The sequence below is a fragment of the Nostoc sp. FACHB-152 genome (assembly GCF_014697475.1).
Taxonomy (GTDB): Bacteria; Cyanobacteriota; Cyanobacteriia; order Cyanobacteriales; family Nostocaceae; genus Nostoc_B.
The window spans coordinates 1-20,932 of sequence record NZ_JACJRV010000020.1 but is presented as its reverse complement, the minus strand read 5'-3'; the positions used below and the strand labels follow the sequence as shown (position 1 = coordinate 20,932).

Here is a 20,932-nt window from a genome sequence, read left to right as displayed (position 1 = left end):
AACTGGCATTGCATTTTATTGATAAAAATGGGATCATCTCTCTACTGATAACTTAAATAAGCAAACCAATAAGTAAAAATTAGAGTAAATAATTAGTAAAAAACAAATTTTGAACTTACAGGCAATAAAGATAATAAATTGCAATTATAAATAGTAAAAAAAACTTGATTAGGAATAAATAATTAGGTGATTGGAGGTAATTTTTCTGTGAACATTGAGCAATTAGTAGCTGACCTTCGTAACCAGGGTGTGAAGTTGTGGGTGGAAGGTGAGCAGTTGCGTGTTAATGCTCCTAAGGGAGTGTTGACGATAGAAACTCGTAACTTATTAGCTCAAAGTAAATCAGAACTTCTCTTGTTTTTGCAAGAAAAAAATGCCGCTATCAATACAGATATCCCTCTCGTCAAAGCCAAACGTCCTGAGAATTTACCTCTATCTTATGCCCAAGAACGACTCTGGTTATTAAACCAATTAGAACCAGATAGTCCCTTCTATAACGAGCAAACAGCTATAAAATTTTACGGTCAGTTAAACATTGTGGCATTAGAGCAAAGCCTCAACAAAATTATTGCTCGTCACGAAGTTTTACGTACCAACTTCCGCACCATCAACGAACAGCCAGTCCAGGTAATTGCTGATAAATTAACTCTCACTTTACCAATAATAGACCTAACAGAATTATCTGAAAGTGAAAGAGAAATCGCTTGCCAAAGATTAGCAGCAACTGAGGCTAGTCAAACCTTTGACCTTGCTAGTTATCCTTTGATCCGAGCTTGTGTGGTGAAACTCACAGAACTAGAACAGGCTTTCATACTAACAGTACACCACATTGTCGTGGATGGTTGGTCAACAGGCATATTGATGCGCGAGTTAGCAACTATTTACTCAGCACTCTGCAATAACATATCCCCAGAGCTACCTGAGCTACCAATTCAGTATGCTGACTATGCAATTTGGCAACGCCAATATTTGCAAACAGATGTCCTGCAAACGCAGCTTAATTACTGGAAGCAACAACTCAAAAATACCCCAACTTTGCTGGAATTACCTACAGACAGACCAAGACCAGCCATTCAAACTTATCGGGGCGCAACCCAATATATAGAATTATCAAAAGAACTGAGTCAGGCACTAAACGACTTGAGTAGGCAAGAGGGAGCCAGCCTATTCATGATGCTGTTTACCGCTTATGTCACCTTGCTTTATCGTTATACAGGCTCCGATGACATTGTAGTGGGTACACCTATTGCTGGCCGCGATCGCCTGGAAATAGAAGGGTTAATTGGCTTTTTTGTCAATACTTTAGTATTACGCACCAATTTGTCAGGCAACCCCAGCTTTAAAGAATTGCTTGGTCGAGTACGACAACGTACACTGCAAGCTTATGCTCATGCAGACCTGCCTTTTGATGAGTTAGTCAAAGCATTGCAGCCACAACGCGACCTCAGCCATACACCTCTATTTCAGGTGATGTTTATCCTTCAGAATGCACCCATATCTGAAGTAGAGCTTACTGGCTTAACTATCAGTCCTTTCCCAACTCAAAGCGCAGTTGCCAAGTTTGATTTAACTTTATTATTCCAGAACACCGCCAGTGGATTAGTAGGTATGTGGCAGTACAACGCTGACCTGTTTGATGCAGGCACTATCGCGCGCATGAGTGGGCATTTTGTCACATTACTTAAAGCAATTGTCGCCAATCCTCAAGAGCGAATTTCCCAATTACCCCTGCTGACAGCAGTTGAACAACAACAGTTATTAGTTGATTGGAATCATACATGGATGGACTACCCTGAAGATAAATGTATCCATCAATTATTTGAGGAACAGGTTGAGCGCACACCGGATGCTGTGGCGGTTGTGTTTGGCAATCAACAACTCACCTACCACCAATTGAATTGTCGTGCTAACTCTTTAGCTCATTACTTGCGCTTATTGAATGTAAAACCAGATACGCTGGTGGGTATTTGTGTCGAACGTTCTTTAGAGATGATTGTTGGGCTGTTGGGGATTCTCAAAGCGGGTGGGGCATATTTGCCACTAGACCCAGACTATCCATCTGAGCGTTTGGCTTTCATGCTAGAAGATGCTCAAGTTTCAGTGCTGCTGACTCAACAAAACCTGATTGAAAGACTTCCCAAACATCAAGCCAAACTTATTTGTTTAAATGAAATTTGGTCACAAATCGCCCAACACAATCAAGATAATCCAAACAATGAGGTAAAAGCCTCTCATCTAGCGAATGTGATTTACACTTCAGGCTCAACAGGTAGACCGAAAGGTGTGATGGTTGAGCATAAAGGATTATGCAACTTAGCTCAAGCTCAGATTCAAACTTTTGGCTTGACTAAGAATAGTCACGTTCTCCAGTTTGCTTCCTTCAGTTTTGATGCGTCTATTTGGGAAGTTGTCATGGCATTGATGTCAGGTGGAACGCTTTACTTGGGAACAAAAGACTCGCTATTGCCAGGACAGACGTTGATTGAGCGATTACGAGATGATGCGATTACGCATATTACCCTACCACCATCGGCTCTAGCAGTGATGCCACAAGAGGAACTGCCAGCACTGCAAACAATCATTGTCGCCGGAGAAGCTTGTCCGGCGGAATTAATCAAGCAATGGTCTGTGGGTCGAAACTTCTTCAACGCTTACGGGCCGACAGAAGCGAGTGTGTGTGCAACAATCGCCAAATGTCATGATGAAGAGAAAATAACTATTGGCAAAGCGATCGCCAATACCCAAGTTTACATCTTAGACAAAAATTTACAACCAGTACCTGTAGGCGTGCCAGGGGAGTTGCACATCGGTGGAGTCGGGTTAGCCAGAGGCTACCTCAACCGTCCTGAACTAACGCAGGAAAGATTCATTCCTAACCCTTTTGACAATTCAAAATTGTACAAAACAGGAGACTTAGCACGCTATTTACCTGATGGGAATATTGAATACCTGGGACGTATTGACAACCAAGTTAAAATTCGGGGCTTCCGTATCGAGTTAGGCGAAATTGAAGCAGCACTAAACCAACATGAGTGTGTGCAAACATCTTGTGTTATCGCCCGTGAAGATAACAGGGGTGATAAATGCCTAGTTGGCTACGTAGTAGCGCATCAGAACTGCCAACTTACAATAGGCGAACTACGCCAATTTCTCAAGGCAAAGTTTCCAGAGTACATGGTTCCTCCGGCTATTGTAATATTGGATTCTCTGCCCCTAACTCCCAACGGAAAAATAGACCGTCGCGCTTTACCCGCACCAGATTTACACAGCGAACGAATAGACAAATATGTAGCCCCACGTCACCCACTTGAAGAAATGCTGGCACATATTTGGGCGCAAGTTCTGAAAGTGGAGCAAGTAGGCATACATGATAATTTCTTTGAACTGGGCGGACACTCGCTACTAGCAACCCAATTGCTTTCACGTATCCGCAACATTTTCAAAGTGGAAATACCATTGCGTGAGTTGTTTGCTAGAGCTACAGTTGCGGAATTAGGACATTTTATTGAGCAATTGCAGCAACAGGAATTAGAACTTTCTACACCACCCATATTAAGGCGGGCAAAGAATGCAGAAATACCACTGTCTTATGCTCAACAACGTTTGTGGTTTTTAGACCAGTTACAGTCTTTGGGTGGCACATATAATATGCCCCTAACTTTGCGTCTAGTGGGAAATCTAAATCAAGCTGCGCTACAACAAAGCTTACAAGAAATTATTCATCGCCACGAAGTATTACGCACCAATTTCATTAGCGTTGATGGGCAACCAATTCAAGTTATTAGGAAGCAGGGAGCAGGGAGCAGGGAGCAGGGGATTGTATCAATTGTTGACTTGCAAAATCTACCTACAACCGAAAAAGAAATTGCTTTGCAACAATTAGTGCAAACACAAGCACAACAACCTTTTAACTTGGCGGATGAACCATTAGTTAGAGCAACGTTAGTTGTACTGTCCCAGACAGAACAGGCTTTGTTAGTGTTTATACATCACATTGTCTCTGATGGTTGGTCAATGGGTGTGTTTATTCAAGAATTAGCAGCTTTATACAATGCTTATGCTCAAGGTCGTCTGTCACCATTAGCACCACTGCCAATCCAGTATGCAGATTTCGCAATTTGGCAGCGACAGTGGTTGCAAGGGGATGTGCTGCAAAATCAACACTCGTACTGGCAACAACAACTAAAAGACGCACCCACTTTATTATCGCTACCCACTGACCGCCCTAGAGGGGCTGTGCAAACTTACCACGGGGCGTATCAAGAGTTGGTAATCTCGAAAGAGTTAAGTACTGCCCTCAAACAATTGAGTCAAAAAGAAAGTGTTACCTTGTTTATGACGCTGTTAGCAGCATTCCAAATATTGCTATGGCGTTATAGTGGGCAGGATGATATTTGCATAGGTACACCGATCGCTAACCGCAACCGTGCAGAAATTGAATCACTAATTGGCTTTTTCATCAATACCCTGGTGTTGCGTACCCGCTTGGATGGAAATCCTAGTTTTAGGGAGTTATTATCACGGGTGCAAGAAGTAGCTTTGGGTGCTTATGCTCATCAAGATTTGCCTTTTGAAATGTTGGTGGAAGCATTACAGCCAGAACGCAATCTCAGCCATAACCCAATTTTTCAGGTATGGTTTAATGTACAGAATTTGGCACAAAACGAACTAGAACTTTTTGGGCTGTCTGTAGAACCTATATTGGTTTCAGAAGCGGCTTCTAAGTTTGACTTAAGCTTGTATGTTGCAGAACAAGAACAAGGCACAATTCTGCAATTACTCTACAATGCTGACCTATTTACTTCAGAACGAATGGTGGAAATGTTGCAACAATACCACCATTTGCTGAATCAAATTGTTGTCGAGCCTGATAGAGCGATCGCTTTTTATTCTCTAGTTACTCCACAAGCCCGATTTTTACTGCCAGATCCTACAAAACCTATACCACAACCAGAATACGAATTAGTCACAACAACCTTTACCGATTGGGTAAATAGCAACCCAGAACTCTCAGCAGTGCGTCAAGGCGATCGCACTTGGAACTATGGTGAATTAGGCAATAAATCTCAAGCTTTAGCTAGGGTGATGCTGAGTCACGGTATCACAAAGGGTGATGTCGTAGCCTTGTACGGAACTCCTAGTTTTGGCTTGATTGCCAGTGCGATCGCTGTTCTGTTGAGTGGCGGAGTATTACTGACTCTCGATCCGCAACTTCCCCATGAACGTCAACAGCTAATGCTTCAACAAGCACAAGCTAAATACTTACTCTACATTGACAATCAGCACCAAGAAGACCAGAAAATATGGCAGTCGTTAACTGTTATATATGTAAATTCAGATACAGGATTAGCCGTAAATTCTTTAGAAAGCAGTCATATAACACCCCTACCAGAAATCTCTGCGGATGATGCAGCCTATATTTTCTTTACTTCTGGCACTACTGGCGTTCCTAAAGGTGTGTTGGGGTGTCATAAAGGGTTAGCACATTTTATTAGCTGGCAAAGACAAACCTTTGGAATTAATCAACAAGACCGCATTGCCCAATTAACAGGACTTTCCTTTGATGTCGTCCTCAGAGATATCTTCTTGCCCTTGACTAGTGGTGCAACCTTATGTCTGCCAGCCCCAGAAGATAAGTTAGAACCAACGAAAATTTTACGTTACTTAGAACGTCAACAAATTTCTGTCCTCCATACAGTTCCTTCCTTAGCGCAATCATGGTTAGCTAGTGTCCCCTCGGATGTTTCTCTGCATAACTTACGCTGGTTATTCTTAGCCGGAGAACCTCTAAAAGAGACGCTTGTACTGCAATGGCGAGATGTTTTTCCCCAAGCAGGTGAAATAGTTAATCTATATGGGCCGACAGAGACAACTTTGGCAAAGTGTTATTACCAAGTACCCAGCGAACCCAGACCAGGGGTGCAACTAGTCGGACAAACACTTCCAGAAACACAAGCTTTAGTTTTGGGTGCAAATCATCAACTATGCGGTATTGGGGAACCGGGCGAGATTGTTTTACGGACTCCATTTCGCAGTTTGGGCTACATTAACGCCGCCCAAGAAATGCGCTCTCGCTTTGTCACTAACTATTTTCGCAATGATGCTGGAGATTTGCTGTATTATACAGGCGATCGCGGTCGCTATCTTCCAGATGGCACTCTTGAAATTCTCGGTCGGCAAGATCATCAAGTCAAGATTCGCGGTGTACGCATCGAACTTGGAGAAATTGAGGCAGTATTAGCACAACATCCATCTGTGCATCAGACTATCGTAACTGCACCTGAAGAATGCTTAATGGCTTACATCATTCCCACTCAAGCATCAACGCCCATCATCCGTGAAATCCGCCGTTTTCTCTCTACGAAGTTGCCACAGTACATGGTTCCTTCTAGTTTTGTCTTCTTAGATAAGTTGCCATTAACACCCAACGGTAAAATAGACCGCCGCGCTTTACCCACACCTGCTAACGTTAATAATTTAGATACATTTGTTGAACCCCGTAACCAATTAGAACTGCAATTAGTGCAAATTTGGTCAAAAATTCTCAAAGTTGACAAGGTAGGAGTACAAGACAACTTTTTTGACCTTGGCGGTCATTCGCTGTTAGCACCTTACTTAATGGCTCAAATTCAGCAGCAGTTTGGTAAAAATGTAAATTTAACCAGCCTCTTTCAAAATCCCACAATTGAACAGTTAGCAACAATTTTGCAAATAGACTTGGATGATGCAAATTCATCTTGTCTAGTTCCCATTCAACCAAATGGTTCCAAGTTACCTTTCTTCTGTCTTCCCGGTGCTGGTGGTGAGCCTTTCTACTTCTATCATTTAGGGCGTTATTTAGGAGAAGACCAACCTTTATACAGTTTTCAAGCCAACAATCTAGATGGATTAGAGCCAGCCAACCGAATTAAGGAGATGGCTAGTCATTATATTCAAGTAATGCAGACTGTTCAGCCGCAAGGGCCATACTTTTTGGGAGGGCATTCTTTAGGAAGTATCGTAGCTTTTGAAATGGCGACTCAGCTGATTCATCAAGGACATCAAGTTGCGCTACTTGCCATGATTGATATGCCTGCACCAACCTCTAAAGACAAACAAACACGAATTGAGCGTCTTGATTGGGATCATGCTAGGTGGTTGATTGAGGCGATCAAAGCAGTAGAAGTTTCCCTATCTACGAATATAAATATTTCTTACGATACCCTGCGATCGCTATCTGTAGAAGAACAACTAAAGCAAGTTTTACAGCATTTCAAAACGGTGAATATGTTGCCTCCTAATGCGGAAATTACACAGTTAAAAAACATTGTGCAAGCTTTAAAAGCAAACTCTTTATCTCTGATTAACTATGTTCCACAACATACCTATCCTGGACAAATTACCCTTTTACGTGCCAGCGAAACTCCTCCAGAACATTTTAATAGTAAGTTCTCTGATATTTCCCAGAATTCAGCTATGGGATGGGAGGAGTATTCTAGCGAACCAGTAGATGTCCATTTTGTTCCAGGAAATCATGTCACGATGATGGCTGAACCACACGTTCAGGTTTTAACTAAACGCTTGAAAATTTGCATTCAGCAAGCACAAGCAAACATAGCGTTGCTAAATATTAGTAGGAATTGAAAGTAGAAATTTAAACGTAAGGAAGTATATTATGACTGCTGCATCTAACCAAATTAAATCGACAGGATGGGAAAAAAACCAAGAGTATCCCTTAACAGCAGAATTTTTAAGAAAGCTGATTGAACACCGCATTCCTCTGATTCGGCTTAAAGACTTTGCTACACCTGAAGAGTGTGAGAAGTTATATGCTCAATCTCAATTGCTTAACTTTAATGCTTATGAAGATGTCACTCCTAAAATTGAAAAAGTTGGCATCACAGTATTTGAATACAACAGCGTCAGTAAAGCAAATTATTTTCAAGGAGTAGAAAGAGCATCTAAATTAAGAGACACTATTTTTGCAGCTTCTTTCAATCCCTTGGAGCGCATCATGGAGAAATTTAGAGAGTGTGGCGCGAAGGTGCGAATTGCTTCGGAAGCAGAATACGGTAGCTATTATGCAGGGTTGATCAGAAAAATTGAAAATGGTACACAAATACATATTGATTTTGCCCCATTAGAGCAATCTGGCTGGGAAGTTTGCACAATTACCACTCAACTTTCCTGGACTTTGTACTTGAAATTGTCTGATAACAATCATGGTAAAACCTGCATTTACGATCGCCGTTGGACACCAGAAGATGAGCAATATAAACTCGATTCCTACGGATACAGCGATGCAGTCCTTGAAGATAACGATGCGATCGCTTTCCAACCTTATGTAGGCGATGTATTGCTGTTCAATACCAGCAACTTCCACTATGTTGAGCCAATGCACGGACAACGTGTAGCTTTCACTTCCATGATTGGCTTACTTCCTAACGGTGAAATTATTTTCTGGTCTTAAATCAAAACCCTGTAGAGGCTTTGGATGCAACGTCTCTACATCAACAGCAATTTGGAAAAGAGAGGTAATGATTCATGCCCTTAGCAGCTGTGATGACTGCACCTAATAAGCCAGTAACAGTGCAACAACTACCAGACCCGATTCTAGAAAAGGGTGGAATCATTATTGAAACCTTATATAGTGAGGTTTGTGGAACTGATGTACATCTATTGCGTGGACATTTAGAGGGCGTACCATATCCAATTATTCCTGGTCATTTCTCAGTCGGTCGTGTGGTGGAAACAGGGGGACAGGTTAATGATGTCAATGGTAAATTAATTCAGCCTGGAGCGATCGCCACTTTTTTAGATGTCCACGAAACTTGTTACAACTGCTGGTATTGTCTAGTAGCCAAAGCATCCACGCGCTGTCCCCAACGCAAGGTTTATGGTGTAACTTATTCAGCCAACGAGGGGTTGTTGGGTGGTTGGTCGCAACTGGTTTATCTTAAACCAGGGGTAAAGGTTCTTACTCTACCCGAAGAAGTCTCGCCAAAGAAATTTATTGCTGGAGGATGTGCTTTACCCACTGCATTACACGCTATTGACAGAGCGCAAATTCAAATCGGTGATGTTGTTGTGGTACAAGGTTGTGGCCCTGTCGGTTTAAGTGCAGCAATTCTGGCTTTGCTCTCAGGTGCGGGTAAAGTAATTGTGATTGATAAATTTGAGAGTCGATTAGCAGTTGCTAAATCCTTTGGTGTGGATGAAACGCTTGTAATTAATGCTAACAATCCACAACAACATATTGAGCGAGTTTTGGAATTGACAAACGGACATGGTGCTGATGTGACGATTGAAGCCACAGGTGTTCCCATTGCTGTTAAAGAAGGCTTGAATATAACGAGAAATGGCGGTCGTTATGTAATTGTTGGGCATTACACAAATACAGGTGAGATTCTCATAAATCCACATTTAGAAATTAATTTAAAACATATAGATATCCGTGGAACTTGGGGAATTGATTTCAGCCATTTTTATAGAATGATTGAATTATTAAAACGTCATAGTAATTCTAGAAAAAATATTGCTTGGGAAAGCATAATTAGCCGTTCGTACACTTTAGAAGAAATTAATCAAGCCCTAGCAGATGTAGAGCAAGGTTCTGTATTAAAAGCTGTAATCCAGACTAATTTATCTTGAAACTAAAAACATACTAAATAACTTAGGAAGAAAATATGCTTGAAAATTTAGAAATTGCCTTTATCGGCGGTGGAACGATGGGCGAAATGATAATTAGCAGATTGTTATCAACAAAGATTGTTCAAAAACCTGAACTAATTGTTGTTAGCGACCCACTTTCTACGCGATGCCTTCATTTAGAAAAGGAATATGGAGTACGTACTACAACCTCCAACATAGAAGCTATACAAGGCGCATCTATTGTGGTGTTGGCGGTGAAGCCGCAGGTATTAGCCTCTGTTATGGCTATGCTCAAAGGTAAAATTTCACCTGATGTTTTAGTAATTAGTATTATCGGTGGAGTAGGTATTGCATCGCTGTGCGAAGGATTGAATCATCCTGCTGTTGTCCGTACTATGCCAAATATTGCCGTGCAAGTCGGACATGGAACTACAGTATGGAGCGCATCATCAAGTGTGACTGAGGTACAGCGATCGCAGACTCAAATCATTTTACAAGCATTAGGTAAGGAATTTGCTACTCAAAATGAACATTACCTTGATATGTCAACAGCGTTGAGTAGTGCCGGTACTGGGTTTATATATCTCTATATCGAAGCGATGATTGATGCTGGGGTGCAGATGGGTTTAACTCGCATACAAGCCCAAGAATTAACATTACATACGATTGCTGGCAGTGTAGAACTGATGTCTCAGACTAATGAACATCCAGCCGTTTTACGCAACAAGGTAACGAGTCCTGGGGGAGTGACTGCGGCTGGCCTTTACGAATTAGAAAAAGGTGGGATGCGAACCGTGATTGCTAATGCAGTGCTTACTGCTTTAAGTCGCACTCAACAACTAGGCAATATGTTTTAAAAATTAGTTATGAATGGGATTTGTTAGTCAATCATTATTACTGATTATTTAACAGTCAAAAGAATTTATCTAAATCTAAAATATCTCAGTTTTTCTCAAATATGACAGCCCAAGTTCTTCAATCTAAACCTGCAACAAATCCTTTTTCAGACTTTTTCCAATTTTGGAATAATGTAAAAGCGATCGCTGGCCCTTTTTGGTATCCCACAAAGCCAGGGGAGAGAGCATTCTCAGACGTAATTCGGGCGTGGGGACTGCTGATTTTACTCTTATTAGTAATAATTTTATTTGTAGGTATCAATGCTGCAAATACTTTTATTTATCGCTATCTAATCGATGTCATTATTCAAGAAAAAGATTATTCTAAATTCACTTATACTATCTCAATCTATGCTGTTGGCATCGTTACTATAACGCTTTTGCTGGGATTCAATAAATTTCTCAGAAGACAAATTTCTCTTAATTGGTATCAATGGCTTGAACAGAATGTATTAAATAAATATTTGAGAAATCGTGCTTATTACAAAATAAACTTTAAAGCCGACATCGATAACCCAGATCAACGTTTATCCCAAGAAATTGAACCGATTACAAGTAGTGCTATCAACTTTTCAGCTACTTTTTTAGAAAAAGCATTAGAAATGATGACTTTTTTAGTAATCATCTGGTCAATTTCCCAACAAATAGCTATTGTTATCATTATTTATACAATTATCTGCAATTTTATTGGTGGTTACTTAAATCAAGAATATATTAAAATCAATCAGGCAGAACTCGAATCTAAAGGCGATTATACTTATGCTTTAACTCATGTGCGAAATCATGCAGAGTCTATAGCTTTTTATCAAGGGGAAAAACAAGAATTAAATATAATTCAACGCCGATTTCTAATTCTGGTAAACAATATTAAACGCAAGATTGGTTGGGAGAGAAATCAGGCAATTTTTAACAGAGGATATCGAGGTGCAATTGAACTTGGTATGCTCTTAGTACTCGCACCTTTATATATTAAAGGTGACATTGATTTTGGACAAGTTGGACAAGCTACTACAGCCAGCTATCAGTTTGCGTCCGCGTTAGAAGAATTAATTCGTGAATTTGGTGTTTCTGGGCGATTTTCTAGTTACGTTGAGCGCTTATCTGAATTTTCAAATGCTTTAGAAGAAGTAAGTAAACAGCCAGAAAATGTCAACACTATCAAAACAATAGAAGAAAATCAATTTGCTTTTGAGAATGTCACTTTACAAACACCCAACTATGAACAGGTAATTGTCGAAAATTTGTCTGTTTCCGTTCAAGCTGGAGAAGGTTTATTAATTGTCGGGCCGAGTGGTAGAGGTAAAAGTTCTCTGTTGAGAGCGATCGCGGGTTTGTGGAATGCGGGAACTGGTCGTTTAGTGCGGCCTTCCCTAGAAGAAGTCTTATTCTTACCTCAACGTCCCTATATCATTTTGGGAACTTTGCGTGAACAGTTACTCTACCCCAAAACTAATCGTCAAATGACCGACGCAGAACTGGGAGAAGTTTTGCAACAAGTAAATCTGCAAAACTTACTCAGTCGAGTTGAAAGCTTTGATACTGAAGTTCCTTGGGAAAATATATTATCGCTCGGAGAACAACAACGCCTAGCTTTCGCACGCCTGTTAATAACTCATCCAAGATTCACCATATTAGATGAAGCAACAAGTGCCTTGGATTTAACCAACGAAGGTAGTTTATATAAACAGCTACAAGAGACAAAAACAACATTTATTAGTGTTGGACATCGAGAAAGCTTATTTGATTATCATCAATGGGTTTTAGAACTCTCACATGACTCTAGCTGGCAACTTGTGACTGTCCAAGATTACCGAAACCAAAAAAATATAGCTCGTAATTCTCCAGACAATGCTCAAATCGCCTCTAATAATGAATCTCGAAATAAATTAGCTATCTTGGCTCAAAAAGCCATAACTGAAGGACTTTCTCATAAGGAAATGAGCGAATTAACATACTATTCCATTAAGACTATTAGAAGTAAAGCCAGCAAAGGGGATTCTATCACTACTAGGGATGGCACTACCTATCGATACGACAAAGATACCAATGTATTGAAATGGGTGAGAGTTTAGTAGCTACTAACCATGAGTTGTAAAGATAAATCATCTTTTATCAAAAACTTCAATATTTAATTTTTTTCATGAAATAATACGCACGGTAGTTGAATAAATCACGTTTACCTCTTCTTTTAAACTGCTATTAAAGTCAAATTTGTTGTCACCATAAATAAAAATTTATCAAAAAGCTCCATTAAATATCTCTATCATTTTTTATTATTACAACAATTTAATTTGCAAGATATAAAGGATAAATTACCATGCTAAAGACAACGCAGTGGCAAACCTTAAATGACTGCGAAATGAACTCAGAAAACTTTCAAGCATTACTGAGAAATGAGATTCCGTCAATCCGGATTTCTCAATTTGCTTCACTTGAAGAATGTCACAAAATATCTTTAGCGATTGAAAAAGTTGGGTTTGATTTTTATAGAAATGTAGAACCACCCATAGGCAGAATTGGCATTACCCAATTTGAATATAGAAATAGAGATAAATCTGGGTATTTCGATGCAGTTAGAAAAGCTAGTGAGACTTATAATCAAGTAACTTCTTTATCTTTTGATCCAATCAAGCGTTTGGCAACAATTTTGCGTCAGAATGTTTCAAGTAAAGTACATATTGCTTATGAAAATGAAGATTATGGGCATTATTTTGCGGGATTGATACGTCAGATTAATATTGCCTTGTTACACATAGACTTTGCAGGTTTAGATGCTCCAGAGTGGAGAATAGGAAATATTAAGTCACAGTTAGTATGGAATGTTTATATCAAAGCACCTAGCCAAGGTGGTATCTGCAAAGTCTACAACCGCCAGTGGCAACCCGAAGATGAAAAATATAAAATGCCTGGTTCTTATGGCTACGATTCTTCCTTAGTAGCTGACTCAGAAGTAAAGCATAATATTCCACTCACAGGAGATTTGGTTATTTTCAATAGCCGTAATTTTCATGAAGTCTTACCAGGCATTGGAGAACGTATAACAATTAGCTCTTTTATTGGACAAATGCCAGACGGAGATTTAGTTTTTTGGTCATAACTTCTGGAATATAGCGCAGACTGGAAAGCTACGCTACATCCCAGAAGTTATGTCATACCATTTCACGAAATAAATGATACAAATAATTTCTCCTCAGCCCCTCTGCCCCCTGCGGCCTATTTGTATCAAACTTAAAGTGAAACGGTATCAGTACTGTTGCGAATATGATTTAAAAAATTAAAACATGACACAACCATTACGAATAAATAAAGTAAACTTTTGACATCATTAAAAGCATAAAATTAATCAAATTTATAACTAATTTTAAGATTTCCTTTTTGACGTTTTGCTTTAGTAACTACTACACTTTTTAATTCAGTAAGCGATTTTAAATGAGTTCCCCCACATGGAGTTGGATGAAGATTGTCAATTGTTACAACTCTCAAAGGTTTTCCTGGAGGTAAATTACTGGGAATATTAAACCAACGCGCTGCTAATTCTTCTGGTGTAATTAGTGCAGCTTCTATACTAGTAGCTTTATTTAAAGCTTCACTAATTTTTGTATTAACTTCAGCAATAAATGTTTCTGTATTTTCAAATGCAGGGTTTCCTTGAAACTCTACATAGGAGCCATCGGGAAAATGATACCCTTTAACTGCAACTAAATTTTTATCCAGTGATTCGACTATAGTATACATAAGATGTCCAGATGTATGCGCCTTAGCATTTTGTATACGACGGGCTTCATCAACATACAAAGTTACTGTTTCACCTTTCTCTAAAGATATAGATGAAAAGTCTCCATAATGACGAACGTCTCCATCTACAAAACCTACGAAAGTGATAGAAATCTGAATTCCTTTCGTTTCAATAGTGCCGACATCTGAAGGCTGACCACCACCTTGCGGATAAAATATCGTGCTATCGAGTACACAATAATTACCCCGCTCATCATTGCCAATATACTCAACGTGAGCCTGATCAGTAAATTTATAAGTATCTTCCAGATAAGCAAGTACTGTAGACATAAATCTCTCAATTTGAGTTTGATAACAATTATTTCCAAGAATATAATAAACCACAAAAAAATGACTTAGAGCTTGCATCTGGAGATATGAATGTCAAAACAACAACCACGTACCAGGTAAGCAAGGTGTTCAATATTAATAGGACTTATGCAAAAAACCTTTCAAAATTTTATTTCTCGTGGTTTGATTTTCCGTAGCTTGTGCTTAAGTCCTGATTTAGTAAAATAAGATACACATATAGGTGAGTAAAAATAAATTATCAGGCAGTTTGTGCAGCTTGTCGTCCCCAATTAGATAGTGATATATTACTTACACCTTACTAGCCGAAATAGTACAGTACAACGATATATCTCTCTCCTACTCAGTAGCTTCTGCTGTGGAATACGAGAAGCCACTGGCACTGGAGGTAACAACCAAAAGTGGGTAGTGCCATAGATAGGAAGCATCTCAGCATTAAACAGAGGTATTAACTGCATAATCAGGTAAACTTGTTGGCACTCAATGAGAAAATAAATCATAAGAGTGCTATATCCTCATAGGGGCGGCACTTGGCATTGGAAAATAGTTAGGAGTTCACATCATAATGAATCCGAATGCTACAGCCGCCCGATATGATCAAATTGCCCGATGGTGGCAAACTCAGCATCAAGATTCGTCATACGGAATTGCACAATTAGAGCGGGCTATCAAATTTACTTCTAAGAGGCACTCAGCTATAGATATAGGGTGTGGCAGTAGCGGACGATTTATTAACATCTTGTCCAAGCATGGATTTCAAGCTGAAGGACTTGATATTTCCACCGAAATGATAAATTTAGCCCAGCAATTGCATCCAGAAATTACGTTTTACACCGAAGACATCTGCTGTTGGACTCCTTCAAAATTTTACAGCTTAATTTCTGCTTGGGATAGTATTTTTCATTTGCCACTAAATATGCAAGAGCCTGTTATGAAAAAGCTATGCGATGCGCTGGAACCCGATGGAGTTCTCTTGTTTACCTGTGGTGGCGGACATACCAGCAGCGAGATTTCAGGTTCTTTTCAAGGTCTAGAATTTGAGTACAGCACTTTGGGGGTAGATGCTTTAATGCGGATTCTTACTGAGCATCACTGCACGTGTCGCCATCTCGAATATGACCAATATCCTGAGAATCATGTTTATATCATTGGTCAAAAAATCTAATAATTATTGCAACATATAGAAATCCGATTTGATTACTGAACATACTTATGTAGGCAGGCAATAGGCAATAGGCAACCCAATAGAAGGCAGGTAACAATATACTGATTTTTTTCAAAAATCAAATACTAGTCCTATAAAACCTTAAACTTTATTCAAGTATTCGCAAAACTTAAACACCTACCCTAAAAAACTCTCCGGCTTTTCTTCGTTCACCTGATATGCCATTCAAAAAACATCTACTTCCTCTCACAGGAGCTTTAATATTTGCTGTATTCGGTTGTAAATCTATAGGAAAATCCTCTTATGGCAACCTGCAAATTGATCAGAGGTTAAATTTAGTTGCAGAAAGCCAGCAAGAAGTATTGCTATTAACTGAACCTTCCGCCAAGCAAGTACAAGAATTTGTTCAAAAAATTCTGCCGTCAAATGCTGGTAGATATGGTTATCGTCAGGTTTATTCACCAGAATTAATTCAAATTAACGAGAATGGTCAACAAACTAAGATTCCTATTTCTCGGCAAACAGTCGTTTATAAAGATGCAATTTCCTCGGAATCTCTAACACTAGATTTGCTAGTTTACAATACTAAAAATGGGCGACGTTGGGTAGCAGAACCGGGTACAGATACCCCAGAATTATTACCAAATCCGCAAAATCCTAGTCAAATTTTATTTATAGGTAAAAGCAAGCTACAAAATCCTTTAAATATTCTGGATGCTCAAACTCAACAAGTTAAGCAACTGAATGTTGAAGGTTTGCAACAAGCAATTGCCAAACTGGCGGTTTTAAAACCAGATGAGGAATTTGGCCCGCGTCTAGATTGGGTTTCTCAGCCAAAATGGTCGCCTGATGGCAAATTAATTGCGTTTGCTTCTAACCGAGACAATTATCAAAATACTGCCGTTTGGATACATGATGTTAGCACTGGGAAGGATTCTAAAGTTATAGGAATACCAGGAACAACATTCCATATTTATGGTTGGTCATCAGATGGTAGAATTTTGGCGCGGAGTGTGGTGTCAAAAAAACAGGTTAATAGCAATCAGGAAACTGTTGTTGCTATTAACCCGATTACAAAACAGATGCAAGAACTAGCTCAAGGTAGTTTAATAGCGGTGAGTGATGATGGAAATACTTTGCTTTATACAACTAGACCAAATCAACCATCATCGCAACAAATTTATGCTCTTTCTCTCAAAACGGGAAAAAAACAACTAGTTTTTCGAGAAAGCCCTTCAGAAAATTTTACTGGTCAAAGTGTGGATTTTTCTGCGGCAGGCGATCGCATTGTTCTAACTTTAGCTGATCGTAATGGTCAACAAAGTCTATTTGTCTACGATTTACAACGACAGCAGCCAGCGCGTATTTCTTTAAATCCAGGTACATATCGTGGTTTACCCGTAAATTGGGCAGGAGATCATTTGCTTATCCCTCTAGAAGATCAACAAAAGCTCCTGTCGCAAACCCTCTTGATGTCAATTTAGCCTGACACATGGACAATCGAAGGCTTTTAAGCCTATTGCCTATTGCCTATTGCCTACTCTAACTCTCGCCGTCCTTCTAAGGCTCTGGCTAAGGTTACTTCGTCGGCATACTCTAAATCTCCACCTACGGGTAAGCCGAAGGCAATTCTTGTCACTTTCGTAAAGGGTTTCAATAGTTGACCAATATATAGTGTCGTGGTTTCCCCTTCTATACTTGGACTAATTGCCAAGATTACTTCTTGCGGTTTTTGCTGACTCACCCGCCGCACTAAAGGTTGGACATTCAACTGTTCTGGGCCGATCCCATCTATTGGGGAAATCACTCCCCCTAAGACATGATACTTGCCTTTGAACTCGCGGGTTTTTTCTAACGCAATTACATCACGCGAATCAGCCACTACGCAAATGGTTTGATTGTCGCGGTTGGCATTGCGACAGATTTCACAAACTGGTTCCGCAGATAAGTGGAAGCAGACTGAACACAAGCCTACTTGTTTTTTTGCGTCAACCAGTGCTTGCGCTAAAGCTTCTACTTCTGCTTCTGGTCGCTTTAAAATGTGCAAAGCCAATCGCTGGGCTGATTTGGGGCCAACTCCTGGCAAGCGTTGCAACTGTTCTATCAACCGTGCTAAAGGACGTGCGTAAACCGTGGTTTTATCTCCAGAATCGCGTTCACTTTAACTATGATGACATAGGCTGAATCCCCATGCGATTCGTTGTGAATCAAATTAATCCTTGTGCATTACTTAACCATTTTGTCATTAAAGAATAATCTGCTATTTCGTCTTTTTGAATCAGCATATGTTAGTTAACAGTACCGCAGTGTCTGTTTTACGGCGATCGCCTAACGCACCTCAATAGATAATATCAATAATCAGAAGTTCAGGATCTGAGCAATCATAGCAAAAAGCGATTTGTAATTTATACAAACCGCTTTCATCTGCCAAGAGAGTTAAATCAATCAAAAGTTAGCAAAAATGTTTCACAAACTTCTGCTTGCTTGTAGGAAATTAATTACCACCAGTTGTGATTGCTTTGTTGTGTTGAGCTGTGTCTTCAGGTTTTCTATCCCATTTACCGTCTTTAGTTTGAGTATATTTGTGTCTGACGCTATTCCAAGCAATTTCACGCGCGCCATCTTCACTCAAACCATCACTTTGAGCAGCATTGAAAGCTGCAAAGAAAATTTGCTGGGCGTGTTCAGGAAGTTGTTCTTTAATATCTTGGGGTAATTCTTCTACTTTGCTATATGCCATAATTCCACTCCAATAACTTTGATATGGGTTCATGGTAAAAAAGATAGTTAATAAAAACCCTCTTTCTTTGTGCAGAAATTGATAAACATCACAATTTAATGTGGATATGCCCACAGTTATAGAATCTTACTTCATTTACAAACTAATCTTGGAGGAAGGTAATAGGTAATAGGCAATAGGCAATAGGCAATAGATTTATTTGAATCTCTTACACTGGTTGCTATATAGCAATCCTCATTAATTAAAAACTATTTGTGGAGGCAGGCAATTAAATGGTTAACCAAATTTTTTATAATCACCAAAAATTTGATTTTTCCAAAGTAAAACAAGTGAAACGGTATGAGTAGCCTAAGTTCGGGATCAGCTGAAACTTCGATTCCTTTGTATAATTACGTCTTCACCCGAACTCAGGTTTTTTTAATTGCAAGTTCCTAAAGGATCTCCTCTAACATAGTCAAATGCTGCCGCACAGAAGCCAGACTATTAGCAACAATCATCCCACTAGCGGCAACAGCTGGTAAACCAATACCGGGGAATGTGGAGTCACCACAGCACATCAATCCTGGTAAGGGTGTGCGGTGACTAGGAAACAAACCAGAGGCGGCAGAAATTGCTGGCCCGTAAGAACCTCGATGGCGGCGTAAAAAACGCTCGTGGGTTAAGGGTGTACCAACCTGGGTGATTTGGCAACGGGTGCGGATATCGGGAATGATTCTTTCTAAAGCTTGCCACATGACTTCAGCACGCGATCGCTTTTGTTGTGTATATTCCTGGCTCCTCCTGTCCATCCCTTCCCAAAGTGCGTAAGGTTCGTTACCTGGGGTGTAAACGTGGATTACGTGCTTCCCTGGGGGTGCTAAAGATGGGTCGAGAATAGAGGGAATTGATACCAAGACAACATTTTGCGGCGCAGTAATCCCCAATTCCCAATCGTTAACTACTATATAATGACAAGCTAAATCTGCTGGTAAGCCTTGAGCATCGATTCCAAGATGCAGATGCATGAAACTATCACACTCAGGTATAGTTTGGCGTTGGGTAAAGAATTTTCTTGGTAATGCGCCCTCTGGTAGTAGCTTCAGGGTATCCCAGACGGAAGCATTAGACACAACCGCCCGCCGCGCCCGAATTTCTCGACCATCACGCAACCTGACACCAACTGCTTTGTTAGCTTCGACTAATATTTGCTCAACATGACTATTTAACAGCAATTGCCCACCATGTTTTTCTAATCCTTGTACAAGGGCATTTACTAAAGCCGCACTACCACCGATAGGGTAGTCTAAAACTACTCCTGGTCGATACCAGTCGGCGAACATAAATGCGACCTCTGCGGCGTTAGTACCAGCAGCCGGGAGTCCAGACAGGAGGAAACACAGCAAGTTTAGCCAATTATGAATAAACGGGTCACGAACCACACCATTCATGATGCGGTCAAAAGAACCTGTTAATTTCAGAAAATTAGTAGCGTGTTGCGCTAACGATGGCGCGAATTTACCCACAGTCAAAGCTGCACCTATATCTAAGCGTAAAGCAGCAGGAGGCAGAGCGATCGCAGCTTGGGCTAGTGGTGTCATGACCTTTTGCAACTGTCGCCATTCATTGACTGCATCCTGACCCCGTAGTTTAGCTAAGACTTCGCAAAATTGCTCGCCTCCCACGGAGGTATCAAAATCACCTTCTGGTAAACGACAGCCCCAAGTATCGTAATTAACACAAGGCAAATCAACGCCAATTGCGTCTATTACTTGTCGTAGAGGGTTCACAGAGGGACTATAAGATAAACCAGAGTAGAGAGAAGGCCCACAGTCAAACTTAAACCCTTGACGCTCAAAAGCTTGCGCCGCCCCACCAGGGATAGTATGACTCTCAAAAACAGTCACCTCTAACCCATAGCGAGCCAAAAGAGCCGCGCAACTCAACCCCCCTATACCGCTACCAATGACAATTACATCTGTTGAGTTCATACTTAATACAAGCGATCGCAATCCTAAGAATATGAAGACTATGTTCCAGCGTAAATCCGCTTGCGTAGCTGGTAAACCCAAGGGGTGCAATGATTTTTTAGCTTCTCATTTCTCGATTACTAATTAGATATGCAAATTAAATATACCTCTAGATAGGTGCTAGTTTTTTGATTTAATATTATTAAATTACACTTATGTTTATGAGCTTTTCTATCTTTTGGTATATCAACTATTAAAAAACTCAATTATAGAATTAGGTTATCGGCAAAGATCCTACTTAGATATTACTAGCAACGGATAAACACAGAGATTTTATCAGTGTTTATCTGTATTCATTTATATATTTTTATGGCTCTCCCAGAGTAACTATGGTAAAATAATATAAGAAAATTAAATAAAACTTAGATAATTTAGATTGGTTAATAGAGAAAACCCAAGCTATAAACCGAAT

11 protein-coding genes and 1 pseudogene are annotated in these 20,932 nt (G+C 40.0%); 8 read left to right on the top strand and 4 right to left on the bottom strand.

All coding sequences use genetic code 11. The features are described 5' to 3' along the window. Window positions 1-207: 207 nt before the first annotated feature. From H6G76_RS16430 to H6G76_RS16405, 6 genes and pseudogenes are all read left to right on the top strand, one after another. Window positions 208-7,623, top strand: a pseudogene (locus tag H6G76_RS16430) (amino acid adenylation domain-containing protein); the annotation flags it as partial. A gap of 31 nt (window positions 7,624-7,654) precedes the next feature. Further along, complete coding sequence (locus H6G76_RS16425) at window positions 7,655-8,449, top strand: hypothetical protein (RefSeq protein ID WP_190702517.1); 795 nt, start codon at window positions 7,655-7,657, stop codon at window positions 8,447-8,449. 74 nt (window positions 8,450-8,523) lie between these two features. Further along, window positions 8,524-9,630, top strand: a complete 1,107-nt coding sequence (locus tag H6G76_RS16420; RefSeq protein ID WP_190702514.1) for a zinc-binding dehydrogenase — start codon at window positions 8,524-8,526, stop codon at window positions 9,628-9,630. A gap of 35 nt (window positions 9,631-9,665) precedes the next feature. After that, on the top strand, window positions 9,666-10,487 hold the full coding sequence (gene proC / locus H6G76_RS16415) for a pyrroline-5-carboxylate reductase (protein WP_190702510.1): 822 nt from the start codon (window positions 9,666-9,668) through the stop codon (window positions 10,485-10,487). A 101-nt stretch (window positions 10,488-10,588) separates the two neighbouring features. Next, window positions 10,589-12,598 (top strand): ABC transporter ATP-binding protein/permease, encoded by a 2,010-nt coding sequence (locus H6G76_RS16410; RefSeq protein ID WP_190702507.1) that lies wholly within the window; start codon window positions 10,589-10,591, stop codon window positions 12,596-12,598. Window positions 12,599-12,843: 245 nt separating this feature from the next. Continuing rightward, a complete protein-coding gene (locus tag H6G76_RS16405) occupies window positions 12,844-13,623 on the top strand; it encodes a 2OG-Fe(II) oxygenase (protein WP_190702505.1) in 780 nt (259 codons plus the stop codon). Window positions 13,624-13,865: 242 nt separating this feature from the next. Here the strand turns inward: H6G76_RS16405 and H6G76_RS16400 are convergent, their stop codons facing one another. Then, a complete protein-coding gene (locus H6G76_RS16400) occupies window positions 13,866-14,591 on the bottom strand; it encodes an alanine--tRNA ligase-related protein (protein ID WP_190702502.1) in 726 nt (241 codons plus the stop codon). A 583-nt stretch (window positions 14,592-15,174) separates the two neighbouring features. Between H6G76_RS16400 and H6G76_RS16395 the strand changes: the two genes are divergently transcribed. Together H6G76_RS16395 and H6G76_RS16390 are read left to right on the top strand one after the other, a co-directional pair. Continuing rightward, entirely contained in the window at window positions 15,175-15,774 is a 600-nt protein-coding gene (locus H6G76_RS16395; RefSeq protein ID WP_190702500.1) for a trans-aconitate 2-methyltransferase, read from the top strand. Between the two features lie 218 nt (window positions 15,775-15,992). Next, window positions 15,993-17,258 (top strand): DPP IV N-terminal domain-containing protein, encoded by a 1,266-nt coding sequence (locus H6G76_RS16390; protein ID WP_190702497.1) that lies wholly within the window; start codon window positions 15,993-15,995, stop codon window positions 17,256-17,258. A gap of 53 nt (window positions 17,259-17,311) precedes the next feature. On the opposite strand, the gene recR is transcribed toward H6G76_RS16390, so the two are convergent. The 3 genes from recR to H6G76_RS16375 all read right to left on the bottom strand — a co-directional run bounded on the left by recR (window position 17,312) and on the right by H6G76_RS16375 (window position 20,481). Next, on the bottom strand, window positions 17,312-17,869 hold the full coding sequence (gene recR / locus H6G76_RS16385) for a recombination mediator RecR (protein ID WP_242056431.1): 558 nt from the start codon (window positions 17,867-17,869) through the stop codon (window positions 17,312-17,314). A 399-nt stretch (window positions 17,870-18,268) separates the two neighbouring features. Beyond that, a complete protein-coding gene (locus H6G76_RS16380) occupies window positions 18,269-18,514 on the bottom strand; it encodes a ChaB family protein (RefSeq protein WP_190702491.1) in 246 nt (81 codons plus the stop codon). 431 nt (window positions 18,515-18,945) lie between these two features. Continuing rightward, window positions 18,946-20,481 (bottom strand): NAD(P)/FAD-dependent oxidoreductase, encoded by a 1,536-nt coding sequence (locus tag H6G76_RS16375; protein ID WP_190702488.1) that lies wholly within the window; start codon window positions 20,479-20,481, stop codon window positions 18,946-18,948. Window positions 20,482-20,932 lie beyond the last annotated feature (451 nt).

What these genes read in the sequence shown, in the direction of transcription:
- H6G76_RS16390 (WP_190702497.1), top strand. Translation starts at nt 15,993, where the DNA reads ATGCCATTCAAAAAACATCTACTTCCTCTCACAGGAGCTTTAATATTT.
- proC (WP_190702510.1), top strand. Translation starts at nt 9,666, where the DNA reads ATGCTTGAAAATTTAGAAATTGCCTTTATCGGCGGTGGAACGATGGGC.
- H6G76_RS16400 (WP_190702502.1), bottom strand. Translation starts at nt 14,591, where the DNA reads ATGTCTACAGTACTTGCTTATCTGGAAGATACTTATAAATTTACTGAT.
- H6G76_RS16395 (WP_190702500.1), top strand. Translation starts at nt 15,175, where the DNA reads ATGAATCCGAATGCTACAGCCGCCCGATATGATCAAATTGCCCGATGG.
- H6G76_RS16425 (WP_190702517.1), top strand. Translation starts at nt 7,655, where the DNA reads ATGACTGCTGCATCTAACCAAATTAAATCGACAGGATGGGAAAAAAAC.
- H6G76_RS16375 (WP_190702488.1), bottom strand. Translation starts at nt 20,481, where the DNA reads ATGAACTCAACAGATGTAATTGTCATTGGTAGCGGTATAGGGGGGTTG.
- H6G76_RS16380 (WP_190702491.1), bottom strand. Translation starts at nt 18,514, where the DNA reads ATGGCATATAGCAAAGTAGAAGAATTACCCCAAGATATTAAAGAACAA.
- H6G76_RS16420 (WP_190702514.1), top strand. Translation starts at nt 8,524, where the DNA reads ATGCCCTTAGCAGCTGTGATGACTGCACCTAATAAGCCAGTAACAGTG.
- H6G76_RS16410 (WP_190702507.1), top strand. Translation starts at nt 10,589, where the DNA reads ATGACAGCCCAAGTTCTTCAATCTAAACCTGCAACAAATCCTTTTTCA.
- H6G76_RS16405 (WP_190702505.1), top strand. Translation starts at nt 12,844, where the DNA reads ATGCTAAAGACAACGCAGTGGCAAACCTTAAATGACTGCGAAATGAAC.